Genomic DNA, 25,243 nt, shown 5'->3' with positions numbered 1-25,243 from the left:
AAGAGGTTCACCTTAGCACTCCGTTTTCATAACATTTTTGCTTAGTTAAATGGTTTGAGTGCGTCCGTAATCCGTTCACCTATCATTTTGGCCTTGACGTCACCTTTTTCAACGAGCGCGAACCATTCGTTCGCATCTTTAGTGATTTGCGCTACTTTTTCTTTACCGAGACGGTTTTCAAGCGTGGGTTTCATCGCAATGATGAACAGGTTAGCTTCCATTGCTTTTGCCCGTGCTGTATCGATGTCTTTCTTCTCGATTGCTTCTTGTGTTTCTTCATAAGATTCGTCGACTTTTTCCGTCAACGCTTGTGCGAATAATCCTTCGATTTCTTTGTAAGAAACGTCAGCTGGCTTTGTCTTCGAGAAGTCATAACGTTCTTTTAGTATTTTGACAGTCTCTTCCTCGCCATCCGCTAAAGATTTTTCAACTGCAAGGAGGGAAGCATATCCTTCTGCTTGCCCTACCTGTAATTCTTTTTCGTCCGTCCCGCTTTTGACACCATCCTCGATTTTTTGAGCATAATTGAGTGCAGCCAAGTAGAACGAACGATAAATCGATTTATCCGTCACTTGTTTCGCGACATTGAAGTCATCGATTTTTTTAGTATCAATGGCTTCTTGCTGAGCAGATAGACCAGAAGTAATTGCTTGAGCAATCGCGTCTTCATTTTTGAAATCGTAGCTTACGTCGCACTTTTTCGCTGTCGGGATGAAAACGGTCTTTGCCATTGCTTCGACATCTTTGAGTGCTTCTGTTGCAGCTTCCGGTTTACCCGCAACGAGTGCTTCTTCAGCTTTTGCTTGAGTTGCCTTTTGTAATTGATAGAAATAGGATTGTAGACCTTTATCGACGAGTTGACGTGCGATGTTCTGATCGAGATTCTTCGCTTCAACATCTATTAAAGCGGATTGAATGACTTGGTCGATTTCTGGTGCTACCGTTTTGACACCACCTTTTAGTTTTGCTTCATAACTCGTCTTGACCATCTTCCAATCCATTGCTTGTCCGTCTTTCGCTTTGTCGAGTTCTGCTTTGATCGAGCTGTAGATCGTCAATTCATCTATCAATGTCGTTGCAGCGATTCCAGCATCCGCTGATTTCGTTTCTGTCGACTGCTCTTTTTTCGGTACAGTCGTATCGGTTTCGTTCGAACCGCAGGCAGCTAAGATGCCAGCTAACATAAAGATCGAAGCTACTTCTATGCGCTTTTTCATAATCGTGACCTCCTACAAAAGTGATAAGAAGTTTCTATCATGTAGTTGTTTTCAGAAATCTGAACGTAAGGAGAATAATTCATATTTTTAATTGAACTTTAAATAAAAAACGGCTTTGGAATAAGAATCCAAAGCCGTCCAAAATCAAAAATCAGAACTGTTCATACAGTTTTGTCAAATACGTATAGACTTCGTCCGATGCTTGGAACATCATGACAGAATGTCCGAAGATTGCTGCTGGATTGAAGCCGTGATCCAGATCAATTGTCGATGCGATCGTGACATCACGGTCGCTATCGAGAACGACGCGGAAGTATTTGAACTCTTGGTTGAAATCGTTAATGGCATTAAGAATCGGAAGATCCTCGACACCGTCTGGTACGTGTGTCACCGTACGAGCGAACAATTCAACATCTGTCGTCGTCTTACTGAAGACGATCATCATCATCGGTTCTGCTCCTGCAGGTGTTTTTTCTTGTGTCATGAAGAAGACGTGTGTCTCATTCTCACGTGCTTCCATTGGAATGCCTTTTTCAACGAGGAAAGCTTGGAAAGCTTCTAAGTGTTGTTGCTGTTGTGGCGCGATTCCTTGTTCGTTTGTTTCGGGTTGACGATCTTGGTGAATCGGTGTCACTTTATTGTTCTCGTTTGATTCGTTCGAGTTACGTTCCTGGTCCATTGCAAAATCCCCCTTTATATACTATAGATTTAGTTTCAAGCATTTCAGAAGGAAATGCAACTAATGTCCGTTCAGATAGGAAGAAAATACAAAACGAATGGGATATGTCATATCTGTGAAGCCGCAAGCAACTGACTTGAAAATACATACCTAACAGGGTATATTGAGTGGCAGATAGTACTTCAAGGAGGAATCATTTAGATGAAAACGATCATCGTAGGTGGCGTCGCAGGTGGCGCAACGGCAGCGGCACGACTACGCCGGATTGACGAAACGGCAGAAATCATTTTGCTCGAGCGCGGAAAAGAGATCTCGTTCGCGAACTGCGGACTGCCTTACTATATTGGAGATGTCATTAAAGATCGCAATAAATTACTTGTCCAAACGCCAGAGGGGATGCATGCACGATTTAATTTAGACGTCCGTAACTTGTCGGAAGCGATTCGGATCAACCGTGAAGCGAAGACTGTCACGATCCGTAACGTTGACACAGGTGAAGAATACGATGAATCGTACGATCATCTGATTCTTTCTCCAGGTGCAAAACCAATTCGTCCGAACATTAAAGGACTGAGTGATGCAACAAATGTCTTTACGTTACGGAACATTCCGGATACGGACCGGATGCGAGAATACGTCGATACGACACGTCCGGAACGGGCAGTCGTCATCGGTGGAGGATTCATCGGTCTCGAGATGGCAGAAAATCTTGTCGAACGTGGGGCACACGTTACCCTCGTTGAAATGGCAAACCAAGTCATGGCTCCGATCGACCCGGAAATGGCAGCGATCGTTCATGAACATCTTCGGGCAAAAGGCGTCGAGCTGATTCTAGAAGATGGCGTCGCTCGTTTTGAAGAAGCGGGTCGTCGTGTCGTCTTGACAAGTGGACGCGTGATTGAGACAGAGATGAACATCTTATCAATCGGTGTCGCACCGGAGAGCACGCTCGCAGCAGATGCTGGTTTAACGCTTGGAATCAAACAGACGATTCAAGTCGACAATCAACTGCGGACATCCGATCCGTCGATTTTTGCGATTGGTGACGCGATCGAAGTTAAGGATTTTATCACGAAGGAAGCGACACATGTGCCGCTCGCATGGCCTGCGAACCGTCAAGGGCGTCTCGTCGCCGACATCATTGCCGGGCGCGATGTCCGGTACAGTGGAACGCTCGGTACAGCAGTAGCGAAAGTCTTCGATTTGACAGTCGCTTCTACCGGTAACAACGAAAAACGATTGCGTCAGCTCGGTATGCGTTATGAAGCGATTCACCTCCATCCGGGATCCCATGCGGGTTACTATCCAGGGGCGAGTCCCATTTCGATGAAGCTGTTATTTGATCCGATCGAAGGAACGATCTACGGAGCGCAGGCAATCGGCATGACAGGTGTCGAGAAACGAATCGATGTCCTCGCGACAGCGATTAAAGGTGGATTGACAGTGCTTGATCTACCAGATCTTGAACTATCATATGCACCGCCGTATAGTTCAGCAAAAGATCCGGTCAATATGGCAGGATATATTGCGTCGAACATCGTGCTTGGTGACAGTGCGAACGTTCATTGGCACGAAATCGATAAAATCGTCGCAAACGGAGGTTTGTTACTCGATGTCCGTGAACCATCGGAAAACGAGTTAGGCGCGATTCCGGGATCAGTCAATATCTCGTTACCGACGTTACGTGAGAAGTTGACTGATCTGCCGAAGGATCAAACGATCTATGTGACATGCCAAGTCGGATTACGTGGATATGTTGCAAGTCAACTGTTGCAACAACACGGTTATGATGTGAAAAACTTAAGCGGCGGATACAAAACATGGTCGGTCGTGCATCGTGATCAAGAAGCACGAAGCCAAGCGAAGGAGGAGACTGCTGTGACGGTAACGAAACGTGAGCCAACAACGAAGACTTCACCAGAACAAGTGGCGCTGCTCGATACGTGCGGTTTACAGTGCCCAGGTCCAATTTTAGAGCTGAAAACAAAAATCGATCAGATGACGGACGGCGAGCAAATTTTTGTCAAAGCGTCGGATCCGGGATTTTTACCGGACGTTCAAGCATGGGCGAAAAAACTAGGACACACAGTCCATTCAGCGGAGATGAATCAAGGGGTCGTTGAGGTCTTGTTTGAAAAAGGGCAAGGGGAGACACCTGCTGCAACACCGGTTCAAGTCAATCCGGCAGATGATGCGACGATGGTCGTCTTTAGTGGTGATCTGGATAAAGCACTTGCATCTTTCGTCATCGCACAAGGTGCACAAGCAATGGGGAAGCAAGTGACGATGTTCTTTACGTTCTGGGGCTTGAACATCATTCGAAAACCGGATGCACCGGCAGTCGAGAAAGCCGCTATTGAGCGGATGATGGGGATGATGATGCCGAAACACGCCGGGGAACTGCCACTCTCAAACATGAATATGGCAGGTGCTGGTCAAAAAATGATGAAAAAAGTCATGAAGGATAAACAAGTCGATGCACTCGAGACGATGATGGCAAAAGCGCAAGCGGCGGGTGTCCGCATGATTGCCTGCACGATGTCGATGGATATCATGGGCATTAAGAAAGAAGAACTCCTCGACGGCATTGATTACGGTGGTGTCGCGAGTTATCTCGGCGCAACAGATGGTGCTAATCTGAATCTGTTCATCTAATAAAAGAATTAACTATGTGAACGTGTTAAACCTGACATCTGATGTGAGGTTTAACACGTTTTTTATGTTCTGAGTTATAAGTGAGTTTGATTTTTCAAAAAAAATTGCGTATGATAAATCACATGTGAAAAAAACTTACATAGAAATAGAGAGAAAAGATGAATGAAAGTGAGGAGATTCGATGGAAAAAGAAGTGATGAAATTAGTAAATCGAGCAAATGATTACTTATGGACGAACGTATTAATTGTTTTACTCGTTGGACTAGGCATTTATTTTACATTCCGGATGCGGTTCGTTCAATTTCGAATGATCCCGGAGATGTTACGCTTACTGTTCCAAGGAACGGATAAAGGGAAAGATGGCGTATCGCCATTCCAAGCATTTGCGATCAGTACGGCAGCACGTGTCGGTACTGGTAATATCGCAGGTGTCGCGGCAGCAATCGCACTCGGTGGACCAGGAGCGGTCTTCTGGATGTGGTTAATTGCCTTGATCGGATCGGCATCGGCATTCGTTGAAAGTACACTCGCTCAAATTTATAAAGTGCGTGATGATAAGGCGTGGCGTGGGGGCCCTGCCTATTATATGGAGAAAGCACTCGGTCAACGTTGGTTAGGAATCTTATTTAGTGTCTTGATTACGATCTCATTCGGATTTGTCTTCAATTCCGTTCAATCGAATACGATCTCGCTTTCTCTTCAAAATCAATATGGCTTTGATAAGACATGGATTACGGTCGGACTGGTCGTGCTGACGGCACTCGTCATCTTTGGTGGCGTCCGTAGCATTGCAACCGTCGCGTCGTTCCTCGTACCGATCATGGCCGGTGGTTATATCCTGATCGCGCTCTATATCATGGCGACGAATCTTGAAGTACTGCCAAGTATTTTTAAATTGATCTTCCAAGAAGGTCTATTCGAATTCAAGACACTCGCAGGTGGTGCAGTAGGTGCAGCACTCTTGAACGGGATTCGCCGTGGTTTGTTCTCGAACGAGGCCGGTATGGGTTCGGCACCGAACGCAGCAGCAACGGCTGAAGTCTCCCACCCGGTCAAACAAGGCTTGATTCAATCATTCGCGGTCTTCGTTGATACGTTGATGGTCTGTTCGGCGACAGCGATGATTGTTCTCGTCAGTGGTGTTCCGACAAAAGATGCGAATGGAGATGCCTTAGCCGGTATTGATTTAGCGCAAGGGGCACTTGCGTCGCAAGTTGGATCACTTGCGACAGGATTCATGGCACTTGCCATCTTCCTCTTTGCCTTTAGTTCTGTCGTTGGAAACTACTATTACGGTGAATCGAACATCACGTTCATCCGTGACAATAAACAGGTCATGATGGCATACCGTGCACTCGTCCTCGTCATGATCGTCTTCGGTTCACTTGTCGAGTCGGCTAGTCTCGTGTGGGCTTTAGCGGACATCTGTATGGGACTGATGGCAATCGTTAATCTATATGCGATTTTCCGTCTCGCAAAAATCGCGAAGCTTGCGCTCGATGATTACGCGACACAACGAAAAGCAGGAAAAGAGCCGCGTTTCTATGCGGACTCGATTCCGAACTTGCCAGGAAAACATACGCTTGAAGCATGGCATGGGTCAGAAGAAGACGAAAAAGCGATCTAAGAAAAGGGAGTCAGAGAAATCTGGCTCTTTTTTTTGTATAGAACGAATTTAAAAAGGGAATACAGAGTACAGAAGGGAGGGGGAGAATGGAAAACGTACATTTCGTTCGCGTCACGGATGCGGTCTGGGAGTCGTTCGGAAACGATCCCCACATCATCATGGACTGGATATTATTCATTCATGAGACACAACCCGACCATGAACAATTGTTTGCCCTCGAACAAACGAATGCCATCTACCATTTGATGAATCAAATCGATATCTATATTGATCAGGACACGCACTATAATCTAGGGCGAGCGATCATTGGTGAAGAGTTGATCGTCAATGAGGAAAAAGCGGCAATCGTCGGGATTCTTCCTTTACCGCTTTTGATCATTTCCGCTGAAGTGATGCGAAACTTCGATCAACGGGCACTCGCTTCGATTCATGATGAAGCTGGAATACCGGGCGAATTCGAATATGTCTGGGAGCAGTTCGCCGATCTGCGTGCCTATTTTCAAAAGGCAGAAGAAGCGGAAGATACGATTTTGATTTATTACGTATGACTAGTACCATCTATAAAAAAGAGACCCGCTTCCAAGTCGTCGACTGGAAACGGGTCTCTTGTCGTTCATCTAAATCAAGATGACTTCACATGGAAATCACTCTTTTTACAATAATTTTTAGATTAAAAATCGATTTCGTCTGGATCCGGTCCGAGGCGGACATCCGTTGCTAGACGATCAATTTTCTCAAGATCATCGGCATCGAGTTGGAAATCAAAGACGTCGAAGTTTTCTGCAATGCGTTCTGGTGTGACGGATTTTGGAAGAGCAACGATACCGTTGTCGAGGTGCCAGCGCAAGACGACTTGTGAAGGTGTCTTACCATGCTTCTCTGCGATTTCCTTGAAATCGTTGATTTCGAGGAATTTCCCTTGCATGAGTGGACTCCATGCTTCGACTTGGATGTTGTGATCTTGCAAGTATTCGTGCAGTTCGTGTTGCGGCAATTGTGGATGCAATTCGACTTGGTTGATCATTGGTGCCATCAAGCCCTCTTCTGCCAATGTATCGAGGTGATGTTCCTTGAAGTTCGAGACACCGATCGCTTTGATCTTGCCTGCTTCATAAAGTTCAATCATTGCTTTCCACGCTTCGATATAGCCTTCGACTGGCCAGTGGATCAGGTAGAGGTCAAGGTAGTCTGTTTCGAGACGTTCGAGCGATTCTGCGAATGCTTCCTTCGTCCGACCGGCACGAATATCATCGTTCCAGACTTTCGACGTTAAGAAGAGATCCTCACGTTTCACGCCGCTTTCTTTGATTCCTTTTGCGACACCGCGCTCGTTTTTATAGACAGCAGCTGTATCGATATGACGATAGCCGACACGTAGTGCTTCAGCAACAGCAGCGGGTGCTTCTGTTTCTTCGTCTACTTGCCAGACACCGAATCCGATTTGGGGAATCGTAATACCGTTTGAAAGTTTTGCGTATTGCATGTGTTACTCCTCCTCATAAAACGTAGTTTAGATTTGCTCGTTTAGTTTAGCACGAACGAACGAAACCGTCCGTTTCCATGCTCATGGAGGAATAGAATGGGTTAAAATAAAAGAGAATTCATCACATCTGACCGTATGTCAGAAAGAGGGGGAGAAAGGATGGCTCAAAAGAATAAAAAGCTATCAAAGGGAGCTTGGTTTAGTATTAGTGCCTTGTTGGTCACGCAAGCAGTTAGCCTGTTTTTCAGTGCACGAAAATCAGGACGTAACCCGTGGGTATGGGGAGGCGCGGGACTCCTTCAGTTTCCACTTCCAGCAATCGCGTATTTGATTTTAGAACGACAAGCGAAGCAGAAAAAATAATGAAACAGGTCCGATCACCATGATCGGACCTGTCGTTGGTTAAGAAGAGATTTTTTCCTGTTGAGCAACTGATTTTTTCGGACGTGGGAAACCAAAGATGATGGCAATCGATCCACAGACGAAGAGCAGGAACGGATAGAACAGATACGGAATCAGTTCTGGTGAAGCTGTCTTCGTCAACTCTGCTGCGATCAAGAGTTGTGCCCCATACGGAATGATACCTTGAATCCCACAAGAGAAGATATCAAGAATACTCGCTGATTTCTTGCGATCGATTTCATACGTATCGGCGATTTCAGCCGCGAGTGGTCCAGCGACAAGAATCGAGATCGTATTGTTCGCCGTTGCGAGGTTCGTTGCACTGACGAGTGCCGCCATACTGAATTCGGCACCGCGACGCTGTGAAATCTTGCGCGTCAACGTCTCCTTCAAGTAGGCGATTCCACCGTTGAACGTAATCAAACTGACGAGACCACCCATGAGGAGCGTCAAGATTGAAATCTCTGCCATGCCCATCATTCCTTTTGACATCGAAAGGACGAACCCACTTAAACCGAAGCTACCGTCAATCATACCGATGATGCCAGTGAGCAATGTACCACCAATGAGAACGAGGATGACGTTAACACCAAATAGTGCAAGGACGATGACGGCGAGATATGGAATCAATTTGTAGAACTCGAATGCTTTAGCCGTTACCGCATCGCCAGAACCAGAAACGAATGCGAGTAAGATGACCGTCAAGATGGCAGCCGGGAGAACGATCATGAAGTTCGTTCGGAACTTATCACGCATGTTCGTTTTTTGCGTTCGAACGGCAGCGATCGTCGTATCTGAGATGAACGACAAGTTATCGCCGAACATCGAACCCCCAACGACTGACGCTGCTGCGATTGCGACGTTGATGCCTGTTGCTTCATGAATACCGAAGGCGATCGGTGCGAGTGCAGCAATCGTTCCAGTCGAAGTTCCCATTGCCATCGAGATGAAGGCAGCGATGACGAACAGACCGCTCATCAGGAGTGACGGAGGTAGGAACGTTAAGGCAGCATTGACGGTCGCATCAATGGCGCCGATTGCTTCTGCCGTTCCAGAGAACGTACCGGCTAATAAGAAGATGAAGACCATAATCATGATATCGGGATTTCCGGCACCGGTTGCGATTCGTTCAACCGTTTGATTAATCGATCCTTTCGTCGTGATTGCAGCAAAGATCAGCGCGATCAAAGCAGCGATAAGAATCGGGAATTTGTAAAAGTCGTCATAGAAGATGCCGGCTCCGATGAAGAGGACCAGAAATACGACGAGGGGAAGCAGTGCCCATTTGTTAGGCGTGATCATTTCATTCATTGTTGACACCTCGTTTCTCAAAGATACAAAAAAAGACCCCTTCGCAAGAAAGAAGGAGGTCTTTATGAAATAAAGACGCTCTTCTTATCTCTCAAGCTTTCGCTTGCTGGATTTGGCACAGTACGAATCAAATCGTCCGCTGCCGAAACATCATTGGGCCAGTCCCTCCGTTTCTCGCGATAAAAAGAAGTCATTCAATTGTTGTAAAACACGTTTCTTACCGTACCGCATTGAGTAACGCGTGTCAACTGTACTTTACTGAAGTGCCTGTTCTAACGTCTGGACGTTTTCTTCCATCAACTTAAAATACGAGCTGTTTTGCTGCGATTTCGTCACCGACTCGAGGTTATGGATCGTCACGGATTTAGCTCCGATTTCTTTTTGGATGACACGCGCAACCTTTGGTGAAACCGTTTCTTCGAACGCGACGTATTTCAAATCATGCATCCGCGCTTCTTTCACTAAAGCAGCCAGTTGCTTTTGTGAGGGTTCATCGGAAGGGGAAATTCCGGCGATTGGAAGCTGCGTGAAACCATATCGTTCGGCGAGGTAACCGTAAGCTGCATGTGTGACGAGAAGTTCTTTTTTTGATCCGTCAGCGACGGCTTGCTTGAACTCTTTATCGAGTGCGTCAGCCTGCTGATCGAACGCTTTCAAGTTTTTTTCGAATGTTGCTTTGTCTTTTGGTACTTCTTTTGATAAGGCGACTGTGATAGAACGTGCCATTGCTTTGGCGTTGACAGGATCAAGCCAGACGTGTGGATCGTATTTTCCATGATCGTGTCCTTCCTCTTCGTGCGCCTGCTCATCTTCTGTATGTCCCTCTTCTTCATGTGCGTGAAGCGTAGCATCCGATTCCAGCAAAGTGACATCCTTACTCGTCTCGATGAACCGGACGTCCGTGCCTTTTAGACTCTCTTGGATTTTTTTTGAATAGGGTTCAAGTGTCGTACCCGTCAAAAGGAAAAGGTCACCTTTGGCAATCTCAGTGAGTTGCTTTGACGTCGGTTCATAGGAGTGCGGATCTGCTCCAGGTGGGACGATCATCTTGACGTTGACTTGATTACCACCGATTTCACGGGCAATGGCAGCTGTTGCGAACGTCGATGTATAGATTTCCGTCTTTTTATCATCTGAAGTCGATGAATCGGTGTTTGATCCACAAGCTGCGAGGATACTTGCGCTCGCGAATGCGACCGTTAAAGCAGGAATGATTTTTTTCATTATATGTTACCTCCGTTATTAAAACGTAATTATTCCGATTTGGACTTTTTCACTATAGCGGAACGTTTGAGAAGCGTCAAGTACGAATACCGAGACGTTCGACTTCTTTTAAAACGGGGTAAAAGGATAATAAAGTGAAGGAATTGGTACGTCTTTTGGAGGTGATCAAGTGAAACGTGAAACTGCATGGCTAATGGGGGGAGCTGCACTACTAACGACGGCAGCTGCGGGAGCAAGTATCTGGAACAATTACGGTGCATTACTTCGATGGACTGAACCTGCCTTGCCAATCACAGAAAAACAACTCGCATCGCGGACACTCACTTACAAACAAGTGGGAGACCGTACCTTACAACTCGATCTCTATTATCCGCCGGGGGAAGGACCGTTTCCGGTCGCGATCTACGCGCACGGTGGCGCATTCGTTCGTGGAGAGCGCGAGGATCTGTTCTGTTTTAGCCCGATCGTTGATCGTCTGCTTGAACTTGGGGTTGCTGTTTGTAGTATCGATTATCGTCTGTTTGAAGAAGGCAGTTATTTTCCGGATAATCTCGAAGATGTACGGGATGCCTTATGCTTTTTGAACAAAGAAGCAGAAGATCTTCGCATTTTAAGAGGACGGATGATGGTATGGGGAGACTCAGCCGGAGCTGCACTCATGCTGACGACGGCACTTGCCCCATCTGCTTTCGTTGGTGAGCGAGATGAACGACACATGCCATTGATTAGTGGTGTCATTGCCTTATATCCACCGACGAATTTTTTATTGTTTACTTTCATTCAGACTTGGATTGCCCACATTAAGTTTTATAAAGGTGGACGGGAAGAATGGCGCAAGCTGATGACGCACGTTTCACCTGTGACGCATCTCTCGTCAGACGCCCCACCGATCATGCTCCTGCATGGCAAAAAAGATCCAATCGTTCCGTTTTCCCAAGCTCTTCACTTCGTTGAAAAAGGAGCCGATGTCGGAGCTGATGTCCGTTTGTTTTCTTTTCCGAACGGTACCCACTCACTTGCTAGTTTTGCACAGACCGAAAATCCATTGAAAATTGAACGACTTCTCGAACGAATTGAACGCTTCACTTGTCAGGTGTTGTTATTGCCACCGCGACAACTTCCCGATGAAAAACATGATACAATCAGTCATATTTCTTGAATGAAGGAGACAGAGACATGACTGAAATTTGTTTAGTGCGACATGGTCAGACGGATTGGAACTTAAATGAACGAATCCAAGGAAGAGAAGATATCCCGTTGAATGCAACAGGAAAAAGACAAGCGGAACTCAGCGCCGCTTATCTAGCCAATGAAAAGTGGGATGTCTTGCTAGCAAGTCCGTTGTCCCGCGCTGTTGAAACAGCCGAAATCATCGGACGTGCGGTCGGATTGACGATCACAGCGACCGATGATCGACTCGTCGAGCGTGAATTTGGTGCCGCTTCCGGTGAACCGGTTGCGTCGATTTATGAAGCTGTTCAAGCGAACGATACGAAACGTGTTCCGGGTCTTGAAACGGAACAAGCGATTCAGGATCGCGTATTCGAAGCATTACAGGAAGTGACACGAACGTATGAGGGGAAACGAATCTTAATCGTCTGTCACTCGCATACGATCAAAGCAGCCTTATCGTCGATTGATGAGACATTCAGTTACCGGACACCTTTGAAAAATGCGTGTGCGAATTATATCCAATATACGGACCACTATACGATTGATCGAATCAATGTTGCGGATCACATTACGGACGAAGTCGAAAAACCTTAAGAAATCGGTGTTTCTGGATGTTCTGCTAGATACTGTTTAAATGTTTCTTTAGCGATACTCGTGATATGTGCACCGCGTTTTGAACGACGATCCTTGTATTCTTGGACGAGTTCCTCGCCAGCGAATCCATCCTCGACGACTTCACGTAAGATCGATTCGGATAAATCATTCTTCATCATGACCATCTTACCGGTGAAGACATAGGAGACGTGTTCGCTTAAGGCAGTCCGTTCAAGAGGCGTGACGATCATCGCGGCAGGGTCATTATCGGGTCGTGAGATCGTGATTTCAATCAAAGCACGTAAATGTTTTGTGAACAATTCATCGACGATCGGCTGATCGCTCGAAGGAACGACGATTTCTGCGACCCATTGTGCCGTTTGTTCGGTACTGACCGTTAGTCCGTCTTGAATGGCCACGGGAATCGTCGTATCACGTCCTGACTCGTCCATTAAAATGCGTAATGTGCATAATTTAAAGGTTTTCATGAAAAAATGCCCTCCCTTGATCGCTTACGATTTTTCTACAGTATACCGTGAGGAATGTGGGACGGGAAACTTTTCCTGACGAAATTCGTGTGAACTATGTTTAAATAAGACTAGATATTACTAACAGGAGGATCGTTCATTATGCCGCAAGTACTCATTGGAATATTAGGAATCCTGGGTATTGTCTTACTTGCCCACCATATCATCATGTATTGGCATGCTGAACCGACAGACCGCCCGACGCTTGCATATCGCATTGCGCTCCTGATTGCCTGTTTGCTACTCATTAGTGGAAGTGATCATTTAATCAGTATTTTTTACGCGGATTCCTTAGCAGAATTCGGTCAACGCATAACGTATATCGTCTTCATCGGAGGTGCGCTTGGTTTCGCATGGTACTTTCGTAAGAAGATGGAACAAGCGCCAACAGAAATGACACCTGTCGGAAACGAAGCAGGATTAACATGAGAAAAGCGCCGTTCATCCTGAGGGAGGAAGAACGGCGCTTGTTTGTGCGTCTTATTTTAAACCACTCGCGAGTCGTGTTTCCCGAATCATGTCGAGTTTGAGTTTCCAGAGACGGTCACTGAATGTGACGGCATAGATCTCTGGCAAACGGAGACGTTTGTACTCCTCCCAAAGACGACCAATCTGCGTTTCATGGAAGTGACGGATCTCTTCGATCGTTGGAACTGTATAGATTAACTCTCCATCTTTGAAGATCGGTTCAAGCAAACGTTCGACCTTGAACTGCTCCACACGGTTACGGAACGATGGGTCCCGGACGTCGATGAGATCGACGGCTTCAAGTGTCGATGGATCCTCATCCATCAACGTCACGTAATCCCCTTTAAACTTATCCGTCACCGGATCGATGATGCGATAGACTTCCTTGATGTGTGGTGTCGTCGTCTTGGCTTTTGACGAGGACACTTTGATGACAGGCGTGAGTTCGCCGTCTACTTCACGTGCGACCAGTTTATAGACCATTCCGAGAGCGGGTTGCTCGTAAGCTGTAATACCACGTGTTCCGACGAGGAACGTATTCGCTTGGGCGCCTTGGATGCGCAAATCTTGGATGACGTACTCATCGAGATCCCCTGACAAGACGATGTCGACTTCTGGGAAGCCGGCTTCGTCAAGCATGTTACGAGCACGTTTTGACAAATAAGATAAGTCACCAGAATCGATCCGGATTCCGCGCAGTTTATGTCCTTTGGCTTGGAGTTCCTTTGCGACCGTGATGGCATTCGGCAGACCACTCTTGAGTGTGTCATACGTATCGACGAGTAACGTCGTTTGATCCGGATAGTGAGAAGCAAATGTCCGGAATGCTGTTAGTTCATCATCATGGAATTGAATGTCGGCATGTTCCATCGTTCCGCCACATGGGATTCCGAAATCGCGTCCTGCTGAAGCAAGACTTGTGACGTCAAAACCAGCGAGGTACGAAGCACGCGTTCCGAAGTAAGCAGCATCGATGCCTTGCGCACGTCGGGCACCGGCTTCAAGAAACTTCGCACGGGGGGCCGATTGACGAATGCGTGCGTATTTCGTCGCGATGAGTGATTCATGGTTCGCGATGTTCAAAATCGCGGTCTGTAAGAGTTTCGCTTCAAAAATTCGTGCCTCGATCCGAATCAATGGTTCGTTCGGGAAGACGATCTCACCTTCTTTGACACTGGAAATCGAACCGTTGAACTTGAATTGACGCAGTTCATCCTTGAATTCATCTGGGAAGCCGATCATCTCTTGCAAGTACGTGATGTCTTCTTCCGTGAAACGGAGTGTTTGAATGTACTCGATGATGTTCTCAAGACCCGCAAAGACGACATACCCTCCTGCAAACGGATTCGAACGGTAGTAGACATCGAAGACGGCACGTTCATTGTGACGTCCTTCTTTCCAGTAGATATACATCCACCGTGGTAAGTATAGATCGGTATGGAGTGCAAGATTACGTTGTAACATAACGGACAAATCCCTTCTTATTCGCCGACGACTTCTGCGCCGATCGATTGTTTAAAGTGTGTAAGCGCCCAGTCGTGACCCGTCGCGTTAAAGCTTGCGACCGCATCGGCATGGACGACGATATGATATCCGAGATTGTAGGCATCAACAGCTGTATGAAGGACACAGATGTCCGTACAGACGCCAACGAGGTGGACTTCGCGGATACCACGTTCACGCAAGCGTAAATCAAGGTCCGTCCCGGCGAACGCACTGTAACGCGTCTTATCAATGATGTGATCAGCGACACGTGCCATGGCTGCGACTTTCCCAAACAAATCACGTCCATGTGTTCCGCGAATATTATGCGGCGGGAAAAGGACAGTTTCCGGATGGAACGTATCACCTTCCTCATGAATATCGTTGGCAATGACGACGTAGTCCTCTGTTGAAAATTCCTCCATCAATGTAGCGATCCGGTCTTCAATCGCCTGTCCTGGTTTTCCACAAGTCAGCTTCCCTTCGTCAGCAACGAAGTCGATCGTGTAATCAATGACAATCAGAGCGCGCATGTGCGTGAGCCCCTTTCGGTTTTGAATTAGTGTTCTCTTTCACATTGTACTCTATCTCACATAGAAGGCGAAAGGAAGAAATCGGATACAAACAGGTATAGAGAAGTAATAGAATGGGGTATAAAGTATAGGACGAAAATGATAGTAGAGGAGGAGAAAGGGATGGCTAGGTTGAATGAGTATGAAGTGGAAGAGCGTCTTGAACGATTGCAGGATTGGAGTATCGTCGATGATGAAATCGTCCGAACGTATACACTTCCATCGTTTCCTGCTGCACTGGATTTCGTACAGGAAGTCGGGAGTATCGCCGAAAACTTGAATCATCATCCACGGATCGTGATTGACTATAAAAACGTCACACTTGCGGCGACGACTCATGATGAAAATGGATTGACGGAAAAAGACTTTCAACTTGCGGAGGCCTGTGATGCCATCTAAACTTTCGATCACATTCGGTAGCGGTTCGTTTGTTGAACAAATTCGTTCTTGGGACGCTCACATTCGTGTTGCTAGCGGAAGCGGTGACGCTATCCTCTGGATAGAGACGGACTCGAAATCACCTTTTCAAAGTGGCAATACCTACACGTTGCTCGAATCACGTGGAAATTTTTCGGATGAAGGCAGTCTCTTCTACTGGTCGATTCCGGCAGATCAAAATAGCGGAGATTTATTCGTACATCAAGTGATGTCGAATCCAAAAGTCATTGGAGCAGAATATGGTGGCTTCCAGGCTTTTCGAATTGGACGTGTCGAGAAGGGGACGGATCTCGTCTTATTGATTCAGTTCCATGAGACAAGCGACGGGGCTCGTTATGCAAAATCAGTTGAACGTCTCACGGTAGACCAGTATGCTGAAGAGGCAGGGAAGTCGTTCGCGCCTTCTCCCGTCATGAAACGGTATCAAATCGTACCACCAACAAATGAGTGAGATGCAGGGGGACTAACAGATGAAGAAGAACTATTTTGTCGTAGCAACACTTGGTGGCGCACTTGTCGGCGCTACTTTATCACTACTGCATAAAGATACGCGTCAAGCGCAGTTCACGGCAGTGAAACGAACATTCAGTGGCGCAGGAACACAATTGTCTGCTGTCAAACAAGATCCGAAAGGACGCTTTGAGGAATTAAAAGCACTTTATACGGATAATCAGGAGACGATCCATAACTTGATTGATGATGTGAAGGACTTGGCAGAAGTTCTACGCAAATAATCAAAAAAAGGACTTACGCATGTAGCGTAGTCCTTTTTTTGTATGCTGGTTTACAGGTAACGGAAGAATAATCCGAGTACAGCAAAGGCGATGATGACATAGAAGAAGATACGACCCAACTGCCCAGAACCGCTTACGAAGACAGGACCACCACTTGTCCGACGACCCGTTTGGAACGGACGTGTGAATGGCACGGCGCGGTTGCCGAAGACGAATCCGAAAAGGAATCCGAGGACGAAACCGTACAAGTGACCGAAGACAGCGACGTTCGATCCAAGTAATGTAAAGACTGCCGTGACTGCAGTGAAGATATACACAAGCCGTGTATCGTCTGCCATGATGACCGTCCGTTTGAAGCGACTCAAGTAGACATAAAAACCAAGCAGACCAAGAATGGCGCCAGATGCTCCAGCTTGTCCATAGAATGGTTCATTGATTTTCGTGAAGTACGTCAAGACGTTCGCGAGCGTACCGACGAGCAAATAAAAGGCAGCAAATCGACCATGACCAATCATCCGCTCGAGTGGTGGAGCAAAGATGACAAGGGCAAACGTATTGAATGCAATGTGCCAAAAATCATAATGCAAGAACGTGGCCGTGACGACACGCCACCATTCACCTTGTCCGATTAAGAGATTAATTGCTGCGCCTGCACTTAAGGGAGAGAACGTCAGATTAAGGAGTTCACCTAACTGTTCGATGACAAACAGGGCGACTTGGATTAAAATGAACAACGAAACGACCGGATAAGAACGTGTGAACGTTTGTAGGTTTTCCGTTCGACTAAACATGACAACACCTCGCTTCATCTTCATTCTATATGAAGATGGCGAAGAATAGAACTGTGGAGGCGTCTCGGATGATTTATGGAATTGGAATCGATTTAGTCGAATTAAATCGAATCGAGCAAACGCTCGAGCGACAGCCACGTTTTGCAGGGAGAATTTTGACGCAGGCAGAACAGGAACGATTTCAATCGCTTTCAGGACACCGGCAAATTGAGTACCTGGCAGGTCGCTTCGCCGCAAAGGAAGCGTTCGTTAAAGCATTTGGAACCGGTGTCGGAAAAGAGGTTTCCTGGCAGGACGTCGAAGTTTTAAACGATGAGACCGGGCGACCGATCATGAGCGGACCATTCGATGGCGTCATCCATGTCTCGATTACACATTCAGAGCACTACGCGTCTGCACAAGTCTTATTAGAGAAGAGGGAATGGGATGTACCGACCAACTTGGATTGAAATCGATCGGGAAGCGATCGCACATAATATACGCGAAATTAAAACACGAATGGGCGAGCAACAGGTGATGGCAGTCGTCAAGGCAGACGGCTATGGTCACGGTGCAGTGACAGTCGCTGAGATTGCCCTTGAAAATGGAGCTGACTTACTCGCTGTTGCGCTCCTTGAAGAAGCGATTGAGTTGCGAGAAGCGGGTATCCAAGCGCCGATCCTGATGCTTGAAGCTTTACTGCCGGAGCATGCGCCAGTCGCTTCGAATTACGATGTCGCCGTTCCTGTCTTTTCAGCCGATTGGCTCCAAGAAGCGAAACGGCATCTGACGGAAATCGATCATCTCCGTTTGCATATCAAGGTCGATACCGGGATGGGGCGACTCGGACTGCAGCATGTCGATGAGTTGAAGCATATTTTGGTTGAGTGTAATGATGATCTTGTCGAACTCGAAGGCATCTATACGCATTTCGCAACCGCTGACGAGCTGAACAGTCGATTGTTCGAACGTCAGCTCGAGACATTTTTATCCTATGTCGCGCTAGTACCGGACATTCGTTACGTACATTGTGCTAATTCAGCGGCAGCGATTCGCTTAGCGGGACAAGCACCGTTTAACGTCGTTCGGGTCGGTATCGCGTTATATGGGGCGATGCCGTCGGATGAGATGGCAGGACATTATGAATTTTTAAAACCAGCGTTTTCACTGAAAAGTCGTCTGATGCAGGTCAAACAAGTCGAACCAGGTCAGACGATCAGTTATGGAGCGACTTATACGGCACCGACAGATGAATGGATCGGTACCGTTCCGATTGGTTATGCAGATGGCTGGTCACGCAAGTTTCAAGGCTATTCACTGATTGTAGACGGTCTACCGTGCGAAATCGTCGGTCGTGTCTGTATGGATCGCTTGATGATTCGTTTACCGCGAGAATATCCGATTGGAACGGAAGTCATCTTGATTGGAGAAGGGGCACCAATCGAGGAAGCGGCCCATTGGCTTGGAACGATCAACTATGAAGTTCTCTGTCAATTCTCGAAACGTGTTCCGCGTCAGTGATTCGCATAAGACATCAATAAGATGGCAAAAATATGTTATTTGTTTGAATTTTGATTGTATTTTCTGAATTCGACTGATATATTGAAGTAGAAAGTGAGTCGTTCGTTAAGGTTTCAGTGAATCTGGAGGTGCCATTATCTTGGTCCAACAACGGGAAATGCAGTTTGTTGAGCGAAATGTAGCGAAGGAGACGATTGGGATGAAGTCGAATCATACGACCGAAGAACGCAAGCGTCAGCTACGTGAGGAATTGAAGCGTGGTTACGAAGAAATGGCAGCAATCAATTTATCGATCGTAGGCGAAATGTTCCAGATTGAAACGGAGGCGGAGTTCTCACTCCTACGTCAAGTAAGCGGGGTGTAAGCTTTGATAGTCAAACGTGGCGACGTGTTTTATGCAAATTTGTCACCTGTGGTCGGATCGGAACAAGGGGGAGTTCGTCCTGTGCTTGTTCTACAAAATGATATTGGTAACCGATTCAGCCCGACAGTCATCGTGGCTGCGATCACGGCACAGATCGACAAAGCCAAACTACCGACCCATGTGGAAGTATATCGAGAGCGACACGGATTAGAACGTGATTCGGTCATCTTACTTGAGCAAATCCGTACAATTGATAAACGCCGTCTAACGGATAAAGTCACACATCTAGATCCGGACACGATGATGAAAGTAAATAGTGCCGTCGCCATCAGCTTAGGCTTGGTTGATTTTTAGGCACTTACATAGAAGCGCAACACAAGAAGAGTCGATACTAGCGTATACGACTTTTTTTGACCTCTTTTTTATAAAATGGGTTTCAAAGTTTTCTTTACGGGGAAACATACCCAAGTGACCTTTTTATAAAGGGAAGAGGTAGGATGAATAGCAAGACCACATAGACAGATTTTCCTTGAGGAGGAACTTGAAGATGGATTTAACAATTAAAACAGAGCAGCTAGACGGTCAGACGCATCTTTATATCGCAGGTGAGATTGATACGTATACGGCACCAAAGCTTCGCCAAGAATTAGTCCCGGCAGTCGAAACGAATGATGTCATCGTGCACTTGGATGAAGTTCATTATATGGATTCAACAGGTCTCGGTGTTTTTGTCGGTGCGCTCAAAGCAGCGAAAAAGAACGGTACGTCGTTCACGCTCGTTGGCGTCTCTGAACGTATCCGTCGTCTATTCGAGATCACAGGTCTTTCAAGCATCATTACAATTGATAGTGGTGTACGAGGTGGAACGCAATGAAGAATGAACAACTGAACATGACATTACCGGCCAAACCGGAATATGTAGCCATCGCTCGTTTGACGGTTTCAGGCGTCGCGAACCGAATGGGGTATACGTACGATGACATCGAAGATATCAAAATCGCTGTCTCAGAAGCATGTGCGAACGCTGTTCAACATGCGTACGAAGGAAAAGAAGATGGTAGTATCGCCTTGACTTGCAACGTCTATCCAGATGATCGTCTTGAGATCATCGTTAAAGATAACGGCATTACGTTTGATAAAGATGAGGTCAAACGCCAAAGTGAGCCGATTACGGACGCACACGATCTCGATTCCTTGCATGAAGGAGGACTCGGTATCTTGATGATCGAAGCATTGATGGATCAAGTAACGATCGAGAAAGCGAACGGCGTCACTGTCCATATGACAAAATATATGAATAGAGATGAGGTGGGTCAAAGTGCCAGCAAAGTCTCAACAACGCCATCACAGTGATGATGAAGTACTTCGACTGATTGATTTGTATCAGCAGGACGACCAAGATGAGGAAGTGCATGCGGCATTACTCGAGCGTTATTCAGACTTGGTAGAAGCTTTGGCCCGAAAGTTCTCGCGTGGTCGACCGATTCATGACGATCTCGTTCAGGTCGGTATGATTGGGTTGCTCGCGGCGCTTCGTCGATTCGATAAGGAATTTGGTCGCAGTTTTGAATCGTTTGCTGTACCGACGATCATCGGTGAAATCAAACGTTTCATCCGCGATAAGACATGGAGCGTCCATGTTCCACGTCGCATTAAGGAACTCGGACCAAAAATCAAAAAGGCAGTCGAGGAATTGACGACGGAGTTGCAACGTTCTCCGCGTATCGATGAAATTGCTGCTCGCCTTGAAGTATCAGAAGAAGAAGTCCTTGAAACACTCGAGATGGGTAAGAGTTATCAAGCTCTCTCCGTCGATAGCTCGATTGAGGCAGATCAGGAAGGTAGTACCGTTACCTTACTCGACCTCGTTGGTAATCAAGAGAATGGCTATGACTCTGTCGATCAGCGTCTGATTCTTGAAAAGGCATTTGCTGTCTTGACGGACCGCGAGCGTTCGATCCTCGAATGTGCCTATTATCGCAATATGAGTCAAAAAGAAACGGGAGAACTACTCGGCATTTCACAAATGCATGTGTCCCGTCTCCAACGACGTGCTTTGCAGAAGTTACGTGAAGCGATTAAAGTTGAACCAAATGAAGTATTCTCAAAAGACTGACCTCGTGTCAGTCTTTTTTCTTTTCCATGCATTCTTCGGTATAATGAATGAGAGGTGAAGCAGATGGAAAAGAGAATCGCAAGTGAATTGAATGTACGTCCTGCTCAAGTGAAGGCAGTCTTACAATTGACGGAAGAAGGCGGTACGATTCCGTTCATCGCCCGCTACCGAAAAGAACAGACAGATGAACTAGATGAGGTCGCGATTAAAGCGATCCTCGATCGACATAAACAATTAACACAACTTGAAAGTAGACGAAGTGACGTCCTTGAAAAAATCGAGGAACAAGGTGTACTAACGCCGGAACTCCGTCGAACGCTCAATGAAGCGACGACCTTACAACAAGTCGAAGATATTTACTTACCGTTTCGACCAAAACGTCGGACGAAGGCGGAAATTGCACGGGAAGCAGGGCTTGCGCCACTTGCTGACTGGTTACGCGACAAGTCTGCCTATGATGAGGCAACATTTCAGCGTTTGAGCGGTACACTCGATTCGGAAGAAGCACTTGCTGGAGCTCAATCAATCATCGCTGAGGAGTGGGGCGAACAAGCGACGGTGCGTGAGTTCATACGCAAGCAAATACGTCGTTCAGCAGAAATCGTCACGAAACAGAAAAAGGACGCAGTTGATGAAAAAGGTGTCTTTGCACAGTACTATGATTACAACGAACGGATTCAACAGATTGTTCCGCACCGGATTCTTGCGATCAACCGTGCTGAGTCGTTGAAAATCGTCTCGGTGAAGGTCGTATTAGAGGAACAGCAGGTTTTACCAACGTTACTTCGTTCATATGCACAACTGGCGCCAAAGAAACGTGACATCGTCGAAGCGGCAATCACAACAGGGTATAAAAAATCCGTTTTTCCTGCTATCGAACGAGAAATTCGGAACGAACTGACTGAGAAAGCAGAACTTCAGGCGATTGACGTCTTCGGTAAGAACCTCCGTCAACTCTACATGCAGCCACCGATGAAAGGGAAAGTCATGCTTGGTCTTGATCCGGCTTATCGGACGGGGTGTAAGTGGGCGGTCATTGATCCGACGGGTGAGATGAAGGAAGTCGGTGTCATCTACGTGACGATGTCAGAGCAAAAAGCGAAAGAAGCGCGCCAAACCCTTTCAAAGCTCGTCGACACGTATGGTATTGAATTGATTGCGATTGGCAATGGGACGGCTTCGCGGGAAACAGAAGCATTCGTTGCGGATTGGATGAAGGGGCAGAAAGATATTGCCTTTACGATCGTCGACGAGGCAGGGGCAAGTATTTATTCCGCTTCAGAGATTGCCCGAACGGAGTTTCCGGAGCTTCAAGTCGAACAACGATCCGCAATTTCGATCGCACGTCGCTTGCAGGATCCACTGGCAGAACTCGTCAAAGTCGATCCGCAATCTGTTGGTGTCGGTCAATATCAACATGATGTCTCGCAAACGAAATTGAAGGAGACGCTTGATTTTGTCGTCGAAACGGTCGTCAACCAGGTCGGAGTTGATGTCAATACAGCGTCAGAACCGCTTTTGAGTTACGTCGCAGGAATCACGAAAGCGACGGCGAAAAAAATCGTCGAACGTCGCTCGGAACTTGGAACGTTCAAGACGCGTCAGGAATTATTGAAAGTCCCTCGTCTTGGGGCAAAAGCTTATGAACAGGCAGCTGGATTCCTCCGGATCTTAGATGGAACGCATCCGCTCGACCGGACGCCAATTCATCCGGAGCAGTACAAAACAGTCGAAAGGTTATTCAAGACACTAGGTTTAACGCTCGATCAAGTCGGAACGGATGCACTCCGGGAACAATTGTCCACATTGGCATTACCGGAGATGGCACAGACGCTCGAGATTGGAGAGCCAACGTTACGTGACATCATCGAGGCGTTACAACGTCCGGGACGTGACCCGCGAGAAGCACTCGATAAACCGTTACTTCGTCAAGATGTTCTATCGATGGATATGATTCAAGTCGGGATGGAATTCCAAGGGACGATCCGTAATGTTCTTGATTTTGGTGCGTTCGTTGATATCGGAGTGAAAGAGAATGGATTGATCCATATTTCGAAGCTCAGTCGTAAGCGTGTCAAACATCCACTTGATGTTGTCGCTGTCGGGGATATCGTGACGGTATGGGTGACGAATGTTGAACCGGAGCGAGGACGCATTGGTTTGACGCTGGTTCCGCCGAAATGACGAATGAACAATTACAACGATACGTCGAGCAACTTTCGCTCGACGTATTTTCCTTATCGTTTCGACATGAAGCTTATTTTAACCCACGCTTAAAGACGACAGGTGGTCGCTACTTCTTGGGCGATCATCACTTAGACTTCAATAAACGATATATCGATGACATGAAGGTCTTCCGCGGAATCGTGATTCATGAACTGTGTCACTACCATTTACATCTAGCAGGAATGGGACACCGCCATCAAGATCAAGACTTCAAAGAATGGTTGGAGCGCTACGGTGGGCTTCGATACAGTCCGAGAAGAAAAGAAGACGAAAAAAAATCCTATCTTTATGAATGTGAGAAATGCAGTACATTATATAGAAGGAAAAGACGCATGAATACGGAAAAGTATCGATGTGGTCGTTGTCGCGGAAAGATTTTTTACAAAAGTAGTTGACGTTCATTTCGGAGCATGATAAATTATAGAAGTCGTCAAAACGACAGCAACTAAACAACTTATCGTCACTAAAAACTTTTTTAAAAAAGCATTGACGGAAAGAAAAAAAGTTGCTACTATATAAAAGTGTTCCGAACAGAACGTAACGTTCCGCAATAGCTCAGCGGTAGAGCAACCGGCTGTTAACCGGTAGGTCGTAGGTTCAAATCCTACTTGCGGAGCCATTTTTTTGGAGATGTACCCAAGTGGCTATAAGGGGCGCCCCTGCTAAGGGTGTAGGCCGGGAAACTGGTGCGAGGGTTCGAATCCCTCCATCTCCGCCAGACCTCTTATGTGAAAATGTTTCTTGAGAATAATTATTAATTACAAAATGGCCCGTTGGTCAAGCGGTTAAGACACCGCCCTTTCACGGCGGTAACACGGGTTCGAATCCCGTACGGGTCACCATATGGAGGATTAGCTCAGCTGGGAGAGCACCTGCCTTACAAGCAGGGGGTCGGCGGTTCGATCCCGTCATCCTCCACCATTTCTTTTTAAAGAGTTGTTTTCAACTTCAAATTGCGGTCCTGTGGTGTAGCGGTTAACATGCCTGCCTGTCACGCAGGAGATCGCGGGTTCGAATCCCGTCAGGACCGCCATTTTTGGGCTGTAGCCAAGTGGTAAGGCACTGGATTTTGATTCCAGCACGCGAAGGTTCGATCCCTTCCAGCCCAGTTTATATGTGTCATTAGCTCAGTTGGTAGAGCATCTGACTTTTAATCAGAGGGTCGCAGGTTCGAATCCTGCATGACACACCATTTTTAATTTCATATTTGCGGTCGTGGCGGAATCGGTAGACGCGCTAGGTTGAGGGCCTAGTGGTGGCAACATCGTGGAGGTTCAAGTCCTCTCGACCGCACCATATCGCACCCTTAGCTCAGCTGGATAGAGTACTTGACTACGAATCAAGGGGTCGGGAGTTCGAATCTCTCAGGGTGCACCATATTTTGTTTGCTTTGACGGGCCTATAGCTCAGCTGGTTAGAGCGCACGCCTGATAAGCGTGAGGTCGGTGGTTCGAGTCCACTTAGGCCCACCATTTTCAAAACAAACAATGACGAACTTTGAAAACTGAACGATGAGGCAAAAATCGTATTCTACGGAATACAAAAACGAATGAAGCGCAAGCTTCGTCAATCGTGACTTCGGTCACACAACGAGCAAGTCAAACACTTCATGGAGAGTTTGATCCTGGCTCAGGACGAACGCTGGCGGCGTGCCTAATAC

28 protein-coding genes, 10 tRNA genes and 1 riboswitch are annotated in these 25,243 nt (G+C 46.8%); of the genes, 29 read left to right on the top strand and 9 right to left on the bottom strand.

What is annotated here, in order from left to right; translation table 11 throughout:
- Positions 1-41 precede the first annotated feature (41 nt).
- Together HZS85_RS14440 and HZS85_RS14435 are read right to left on the bottom strand one after the other, a co-directional pair.
- Positions 42-1,217 (bottom strand): hypothetical protein, encoded by a 1,176-nt coding sequence (locus HZS85_RS14440; protein WP_214856636.1) that lies wholly within the window; start codon positions 1,215-1,217, stop codon positions 42-44.
- Positions 1,218-1,368: 151 nt separating this feature from the next.
- The gene (locus HZS85_RS14435) at positions 1,369-1,896 is read right to left on the bottom strand and encodes a type III secretion system chaperone family protein (RefSeq protein ID WP_023469644.1); all 528 of its coding nucleotides are present in this window, start codon (positions 1,894-1,896) and stop codon (positions 1,369-1,371) included.
- A gap of 201 nt (positions 1,897-2,097) precedes the next feature.
- Between HZS85_RS14435 and HZS85_RS14430 the strand changes: the two genes are divergently transcribed.
- The 3 genes from HZS85_RS14430 (at position 2,098) to HZS85_RS14420 (ending at position 6,726) form a co-directional block, all read left to right on the top strand.
- Complete coding sequence (locus tag HZS85_RS14430) at positions 2,098-4,551, top strand: CoA-disulfide reductase (RefSeq protein ID WP_214856635.1); 2,454 nt, start codon at positions 2,098-2,100, stop codon at positions 4,549-4,551.
- Between the two features lie 181 nt (positions 4,552-4,732).
- Entirely contained in the window at positions 4,733-6,178 is a 1,446-nt protein-coding gene (locus HZS85_RS14425; protein WP_214856633.1) for an alanine/glycine:cation symporter family protein, read from the top strand.
- An 86-nt stretch (positions 6,179-6,264) separates the two neighbouring features.
- Positions 6,265-6,726 carry a YfbM family protein gene (locus tag HZS85_RS14420; protein WP_214856632.1) on the top strand — a complete coding sequence of 154 codons (462 nt, stop codon included), beginning with the start codon at positions 6,265-6,267 and terminating at the stop codon, positions 6,724-6,726.
- Positions 6,727-6,848: 122 nt separating this feature from the next.
- Here the strand turns inward: HZS85_RS14420 and HZS85_RS14415 are convergent, their stop codons facing one another.
- Entirely contained in the window at positions 6,849-7,661 is an 813-nt protein-coding gene (locus HZS85_RS14415) for an aldo/keto reductase (RefSeq protein ID WP_214856631.1), read from the bottom strand.
- 159 nt (positions 7,662-7,820) lie between these two features.
- On the opposite strand from HZS85_RS14415, the gene HZS85_RS14410 reads away from it, so the two are divergent.
- Positions 7,821-8,024, top strand: coding sequence for a hypothetical protein (locus HZS85_RS14410; RefSeq protein ID WP_214856630.1), 204 nt, complete (start codon positions 7,821-7,823; stop codon positions 8,022-8,024).
- Positions 8,025-8,063: 39 nt separating this feature from the next.
- On the opposite strand, the gene HZS85_RS14405 is transcribed toward HZS85_RS14410, so the two are convergent.
- Positions 8,064-9,374, bottom strand: a complete 1,311-nt coding sequence (locus HZS85_RS14405) for a Na+/H+ antiporter NhaC family protein (RefSeq protein WP_214856629.1) — start codon at positions 9,372-9,374, stop codon at positions 8,064-8,066.
- Between the two features lie 81 nt (positions 9,375-9,455).
- A riboswitch (SAM riboswitch) is annotated at positions 9,456-9,560 on the bottom strand.
- Positions 9,561-9,629: 69 nt separating this feature from the next.
- Positions 9,630-10,598, bottom strand: coding sequence for a metal ABC transporter solute-binding protein, Zn/Mn family (locus tag HZS85_RS14400; RefSeq protein ID WP_214856628.1), 969 nt, complete (start codon positions 10,596-10,598; stop codon positions 9,630-9,632).
- Positions 10,599-10,767: 169 nt separating this feature from the next.
- Here HZS85_RS14400 and HZS85_RS14395 point away from each other — a divergent pair, with 169 nt between their 5' ends.
- Together HZS85_RS14395 and HZS85_RS14390 are read left to right on the top strand one after the other, a co-directional pair.
- Positions 10,768-11,757 carry an alpha/beta hydrolase gene (locus HZS85_RS14395; protein WP_214856627.1) on the top strand — a complete coding sequence of 330 codons (990 nt, stop codon included), beginning with the start codon at positions 10,768-10,770 and terminating at the stop codon, positions 11,755-11,757.
- A 17-nt stretch (positions 11,758-11,774) separates the two neighbouring features.
- Positions 11,775-12,365, top strand: coding sequence for a histidine phosphatase family protein (locus HZS85_RS14390; protein ID WP_035412184.1), 591 nt, complete (start codon positions 11,775-11,777; stop codon positions 12,363-12,365).
- Here HZS85_RS14390 and HZS85_RS14385 read toward each other — a convergent pair.
- Complete coding sequence (locus tag HZS85_RS14385; RefSeq protein WP_035412187.1) at positions 12,362-12,853, bottom strand: YwpF family protein; 492 nt, start codon at positions 12,851-12,853, stop codon at positions 12,362-12,364. The genes HZS85_RS14390 and HZS85_RS14385 overlap by 4 nt on opposite strands.
- A gap of 141 nt (positions 12,854-12,994) precedes the next feature.
- Here HZS85_RS14385 and HZS85_RS14380 point away from each other — a divergent pair, with 141 nt between their 5' ends.
- Complete coding sequence (locus HZS85_RS14380; protein ID WP_029342848.1) at positions 12,995-13,321, top strand: hypothetical protein; 327 nt, start codon at positions 12,995-12,997, stop codon at positions 13,319-13,321.
- Positions 13,322-13,372: 51 nt separating this feature from the next.
- Here the strand turns inward: HZS85_RS14380 and HZS85_RS14375 are convergent, their stop codons facing one another.
- Entirely contained in the window at positions 13,373-14,824 is a 1,452-nt protein-coding gene (locus HZS85_RS14375) for a nicotinate phosphoribosyltransferase (RefSeq protein ID WP_214856625.1), read from the bottom strand.
- Positions 14,825-14,841: 17 nt separating this feature from the next.
- Positions 14,842-15,375, bottom strand: coding sequence for a cysteine hydrolase family protein (locus tag HZS85_RS14370; protein ID WP_035412192.1), 534 nt, complete (start codon positions 15,373-15,375; stop codon positions 14,842-14,844).
- Between the two features lie 162 nt (positions 15,376-15,537).
- Between HZS85_RS14370 and HZS85_RS14365 the strand changes: the two genes are divergently transcribed.
- The 3 genes from HZS85_RS14365 to HZS85_RS14355 are packed head-to-tail and all read left to right on the top strand — an operon-like array spanning position 15,538 to position 16,586.
- Positions 15,538-15,813: a 4a-hydroxytetrahydrobiopterin dehydratase gene (locus HZS85_RS14365; protein WP_035412195.1), complete on the top strand. Its 276-nt coding sequence runs from the start codon at positions 15,538-15,540 to the stop codon at positions 15,811-15,813.
- Entirely contained in the window at positions 15,803-16,303 is a 501-nt protein-coding gene (locus tag HZS85_RS14360) for a hypothetical protein (RefSeq protein ID WP_214856624.1), read from the top strand. The genes HZS85_RS14365 and HZS85_RS14360 overlap by 11 nt, the downstream gene beginning before the upstream one ends.
- Positions 16,304-16,322: 19 nt before the next feature.
- A complete protein-coding gene (locus HZS85_RS14355; RefSeq protein WP_035412200.1) occupies positions 16,323-16,586 on the top strand; it encodes a hypothetical protein in 264 nt (87 codons plus the stop codon).
- Positions 16,587-16,636: 50 nt separating this feature from the next.
- Here the strand turns inward: HZS85_RS14355 and HZS85_RS14350 are convergent, their stop codons facing one another.
- The gene (locus HZS85_RS14350; RefSeq protein ID WP_214856623.1) at positions 16,637-17,377 is read right to left on the bottom strand and encodes a rhomboid family intramembrane serine protease; all 741 of its coding nucleotides are present in this window, start codon (positions 17,375-17,377) and stop codon (positions 16,637-16,639) included.
- Between the two features lie 68 nt (positions 17,378-17,445).
- Between HZS85_RS14350 and acpS the strand changes: the two genes are divergently transcribed.
- The 19 genes from acpS to HZS85_RS14255 all read left to right on the top strand — a co-directional run bounded on the left by acpS (position 17,446) and on the right by HZS85_RS14255 (position 25,055).
- Complete coding sequence (gene acpS / locus HZS85_RS14345) at positions 17,446-17,826, top strand: holo-ACP synthase (RefSeq protein WP_214856622.1); 381 nt, start codon at positions 17,446-17,448, stop codon at positions 17,824-17,826.
- Positions 17,804-18,877 (top strand): alanine racemase, encoded by a 1,074-nt coding sequence (alr, locus tag HZS85_RS14340; RefSeq protein WP_214856621.1) that lies wholly within the window; start codon positions 17,804-17,806, stop codon positions 18,875-18,877. The genes acpS and alr overlap by 23 nt, the downstream gene beginning before the upstream one ends.
- Positions 18,878-19,016: 139 nt before the next feature.
- On the top strand, positions 19,017-19,241 hold the full coding sequence (locus tag HZS85_RS14335) for a hypothetical protein (protein WP_023469624.1): 225 nt from the start codon (positions 19,017-19,019) through the stop codon (positions 19,239-19,241).
- Positions 19,242-19,244: 3 nt separating this feature from the next.
- Positions 19,245-19,595, top strand: coding sequence for a type II toxin-antitoxin system PemK/MazF family toxin (locus HZS85_RS14330; RefSeq protein WP_023469623.1), 351 nt, complete (start codon positions 19,245-19,247; stop codon positions 19,593-19,595).
- A gap of 193 nt (positions 19,596-19,788) precedes the next feature.
- A complete protein-coding gene (locus tag HZS85_RS14325) occupies positions 19,789-20,115 on the top strand; it encodes an STAS domain-containing protein (protein WP_029342841.1) in 327 nt (108 codons plus the stop codon).
- Positions 20,112-20,594, top strand: coding sequence for an anti-sigma B factor RsbW (gene rsbW / locus HZS85_RS14320; protein WP_035412210.1), 483 nt, complete (start codon positions 20,112-20,114; stop codon positions 20,592-20,594). Before HZS85_RS14325 ends, rsbW begins: the two co-directional genes overlap by 4 nt.
- Positions 20,560-21,357, top strand: a complete 798-nt coding sequence (gene sigB, locus HZS85_RS14315; RefSeq protein WP_023469620.1) for an RNA polymerase sigma factor SigB — start codon at positions 20,560-20,562, stop codon at positions 21,355-21,357. The genes rsbW and sigB overlap by 35 nt, the downstream gene beginning before the upstream one ends.
- A 63-nt stretch (positions 21,358-21,420) precedes the next feature.
- The gene (locus HZS85_RS14310; RefSeq protein WP_214856620.1) at positions 21,421-23,541 is read left to right on the top strand and encodes a Tex family protein; all 2,121 of its coding nucleotides are present in this window, start codon (positions 21,421-21,423) and stop codon (positions 23,539-23,541) included.
- Positions 23,538-23,978, top strand: a complete 441-nt coding sequence (locus HZS85_RS14305) for a SprT family protein (protein ID WP_214856619.1) — start codon at positions 23,538-23,540, stop codon at positions 23,976-23,978. Before HZS85_RS14310 ends, HZS85_RS14305 begins: the two co-directional genes overlap by 4 nt.
- A gap of 149 nt (positions 23,979-24,127) precedes the next feature.
- Positions 24,128-24,202, top strand: a tRNA-Asn gene (locus HZS85_RS14300).
- Positions 24,203-24,209: 7 nt separating this feature from the next.
- A tRNA-Ser gene (locus tag HZS85_RS14295) sits at positions 24,210-24,301 on the top strand.
- Between the two features lie 49 nt (positions 24,302-24,350).
- Positions 24,351-24,425, top strand: a tRNA-Glu gene (locus HZS85_RS14290).
- Between the two features lie 3 nt (positions 24,426-24,428).
- Positions 24,429-24,504: transfer RNA gene (locus tag HZS85_RS14285), tRNA-Val, on the top strand.
- Between the two features lie 36 nt (positions 24,505-24,540).
- Positions 24,541-24,616: transfer RNA gene (locus HZS85_RS14280), tRNA-Asp, on the top strand.
- A 4-nt stretch (positions 24,617-24,620) separates the two neighbouring features.
- A tRNA-Gln gene (locus HZS85_RS14275) sits at positions 24,621-24,692 on the top strand.
- 7 nt (positions 24,693-24,699) lie between these two features.
- Positions 24,700-24,775: transfer RNA gene (locus tag HZS85_RS14270), tRNA-Lys, on the top strand.
- Positions 24,776-24,792: 17 nt separating this feature from the next.
- A tRNA-Leu gene (locus HZS85_RS14265) sits at positions 24,793-24,879 on the top strand.
- Positions 24,880-24,883: 4 nt separating this feature from the next.
- Positions 24,884-24,960 (top strand) — tRNA-Arg (locus HZS85_RS14260).
- An 18-nt stretch (positions 24,961-24,978) separates the two neighbouring features.
- Positions 24,979-25,055: transfer RNA gene (locus HZS85_RS14255), tRNA-Ile, on the top strand.
- Positions 25,056-25,243: the final 188 nt, after the last annotated feature.

Origin of the sequence: Exiguobacterium sp. s130 (assembly GCF_018619055.1) — a bacterium.
In the GTDB taxonomy this organism is placed as follows: domain Bacteria; phylum Bacillota; class Bacilli; order Exiguobacteriales; family Exiguobacteriaceae; genus Exiguobacterium_A.
The sequence above is the reverse complement of the archived record's forward strand: the minus strand, read 5'-3'. Positions and strand labels throughout refer to the sequence as shown.

What these genes read in the sequence shown, in the direction of transcription:
- HZS85_RS14430 (WP_214856635.1), top strand. Translation starts at nt 2,098, where the DNA reads ATGAAAACGATCATCGTAGGTGGCGTCGCAGGTGGCGCAACGGCAGCG.
- HZS85_RS14435 (WP_023469644.1), bottom strand. Translation starts at nt 1,896, where the DNA reads ATGGACCAGGAACGTAACTCGAACGAATCAAACGAGAACAATAAAGTG.
- alr (WP_214856621.1), top strand. Translation starts at nt 17,804, where the DNA reads ATGTACCGACCAACTTGGATTGAAATCGATCGGGAAGCGATCGCACAT.
- HZS85_RS14370 (WP_035412192.1), bottom strand. Translation starts at nt 15,375, where the DNA reads ATGCGCGCTCTGATTGTCATTGATTACACGATCGACTTCGTTGCTGAC.
- HZS85_RS14355 (WP_035412200.1), top strand. Translation starts at nt 16,323, where the DNA reads ATGAAGAAGAACTATTTTGTCGTAGCAACACTTGGTGGCGCACTTGTC.
- HZS85_RS14400 (WP_214856628.1), bottom strand. Translation starts at nt 10,598, where the DNA reads ATGAAAAAAATCATTCCTGCTTTAACGGTCGCATTCGCGAGCGCAAGT.
- rsbW (WP_035412210.1), top strand. Translation starts at nt 20,112, where the DNA reads ATGAAGAATGAACAACTGAACATGACATTACCGGCCAAACCGGAATAT.
- HZS85_RS14440 (WP_214856636.1), bottom strand. Translation starts at nt 1,217, where the DNA reads ATGAAAAAGCGCATAGAAGTAGCTTCGATCTTTATGTTAGCTGGCATC.
- HZS85_RS14415 (WP_214856631.1), bottom strand. Translation starts at nt 7,661, where the DNA reads ATGCAATACGCAAAACTTTCAAACGGTATTACGATTCCCCAAATCGGA.
- HZS85_RS14380 (WP_029342848.1), top strand. Translation starts at nt 12,995, where the DNA reads ATGCCGCAAGTACTCATTGGAATATTAGGAATCCTGGGTATTGTCTTA.
- HZS85_RS14310 (WP_214856620.1), top strand. Translation starts at nt 21,421, where the DNA reads ATGGAAAAGAGAATCGCAAGTGAATTGAATGTACGTCCTGCTCAAGTG.
- acpS (WP_214856622.1), top strand. Translation starts at nt 17,446, where the DNA reads ATGATTTATGGAATTGGAATCGATTTAGTCGAATTAAATCGAATCGAG.
- HZS85_RS14385 (WP_035412187.1), bottom strand. Translation starts at nt 12,853, where the DNA reads ATGAAAACCTTTAAATTATGCACATTACGCATTTTAATGGACGAGTCA.
- HZS85_RS14375 (WP_214856625.1), bottom strand. Translation starts at nt 14,824, where the DNA reads ATGTTACAACGTAATCTTGCACTCCATACCGATCTATACTTACCACGG.
- HZS85_RS14405 (WP_214856629.1), bottom strand. Translation starts at nt 9,374, where the DNA reads ATGAATGAAATGATCACGCCTAACAAATGGGCACTGCTTCCCCTCGTC.
- HZS85_RS14410 (WP_214856630.1), top strand. Translation starts at nt 7,821, where the DNA reads ATGGCTCAAAAGAATAAAAAGCTATCAAAGGGAGCTTGGTTTAGTATT.
- HZS85_RS14420 (WP_214856632.1), top strand. Translation starts at nt 6,265, where the DNA reads ATGGAAAACGTACATTTCGTTCGCGTCACGGATGCGGTCTGGGAGTCG.
- HZS85_RS14360 (WP_214856624.1), top strand. Translation starts at nt 15,803, where the DNA reads ATGCCATCTAAACTTTCGATCACATTCGGTAGCGGTTCGTTTGTTGAA.
- HZS85_RS14305 (WP_214856619.1), top strand. Translation starts at nt 23,538, where the DNA reads ATGACGAATGAACAATTACAACGATACGTCGAGCAACTTTCGCTCGAC.
- HZS85_RS14350 (WP_214856623.1), bottom strand. Translation starts at nt 17,377, where the DNA reads ATGTTTAGTCGAACGGAAAACCTACAAACGTTCACACGTTCTTATCCG.
- HZS85_RS14390 (WP_035412184.1), top strand. Translation starts at nt 11,775, where the DNA reads ATGACTGAAATTTGTTTAGTGCGACATGGTCAGACGGATTGGAACTTA.
- HZS85_RS14365 (WP_035412195.1), top strand. Translation starts at nt 15,538, where the DNA reads ATGGCTAGGTTGAATGAGTATGAAGTGGAAGAGCGTCTTGAACGATTG.
- HZS85_RS14325 (WP_029342841.1), top strand. Translation starts at nt 19,789, where the DNA reads ATGGATTTAACAATTAAAACAGAGCAGCTAGACGGTCAGACGCATCTT.
- HZS85_RS14425 (WP_214856633.1), top strand. Translation starts at nt 4,733, where the DNA reads ATGGAAAAAGAAGTGATGAAATTAGTAAATCGAGCAAATGATTACTTA.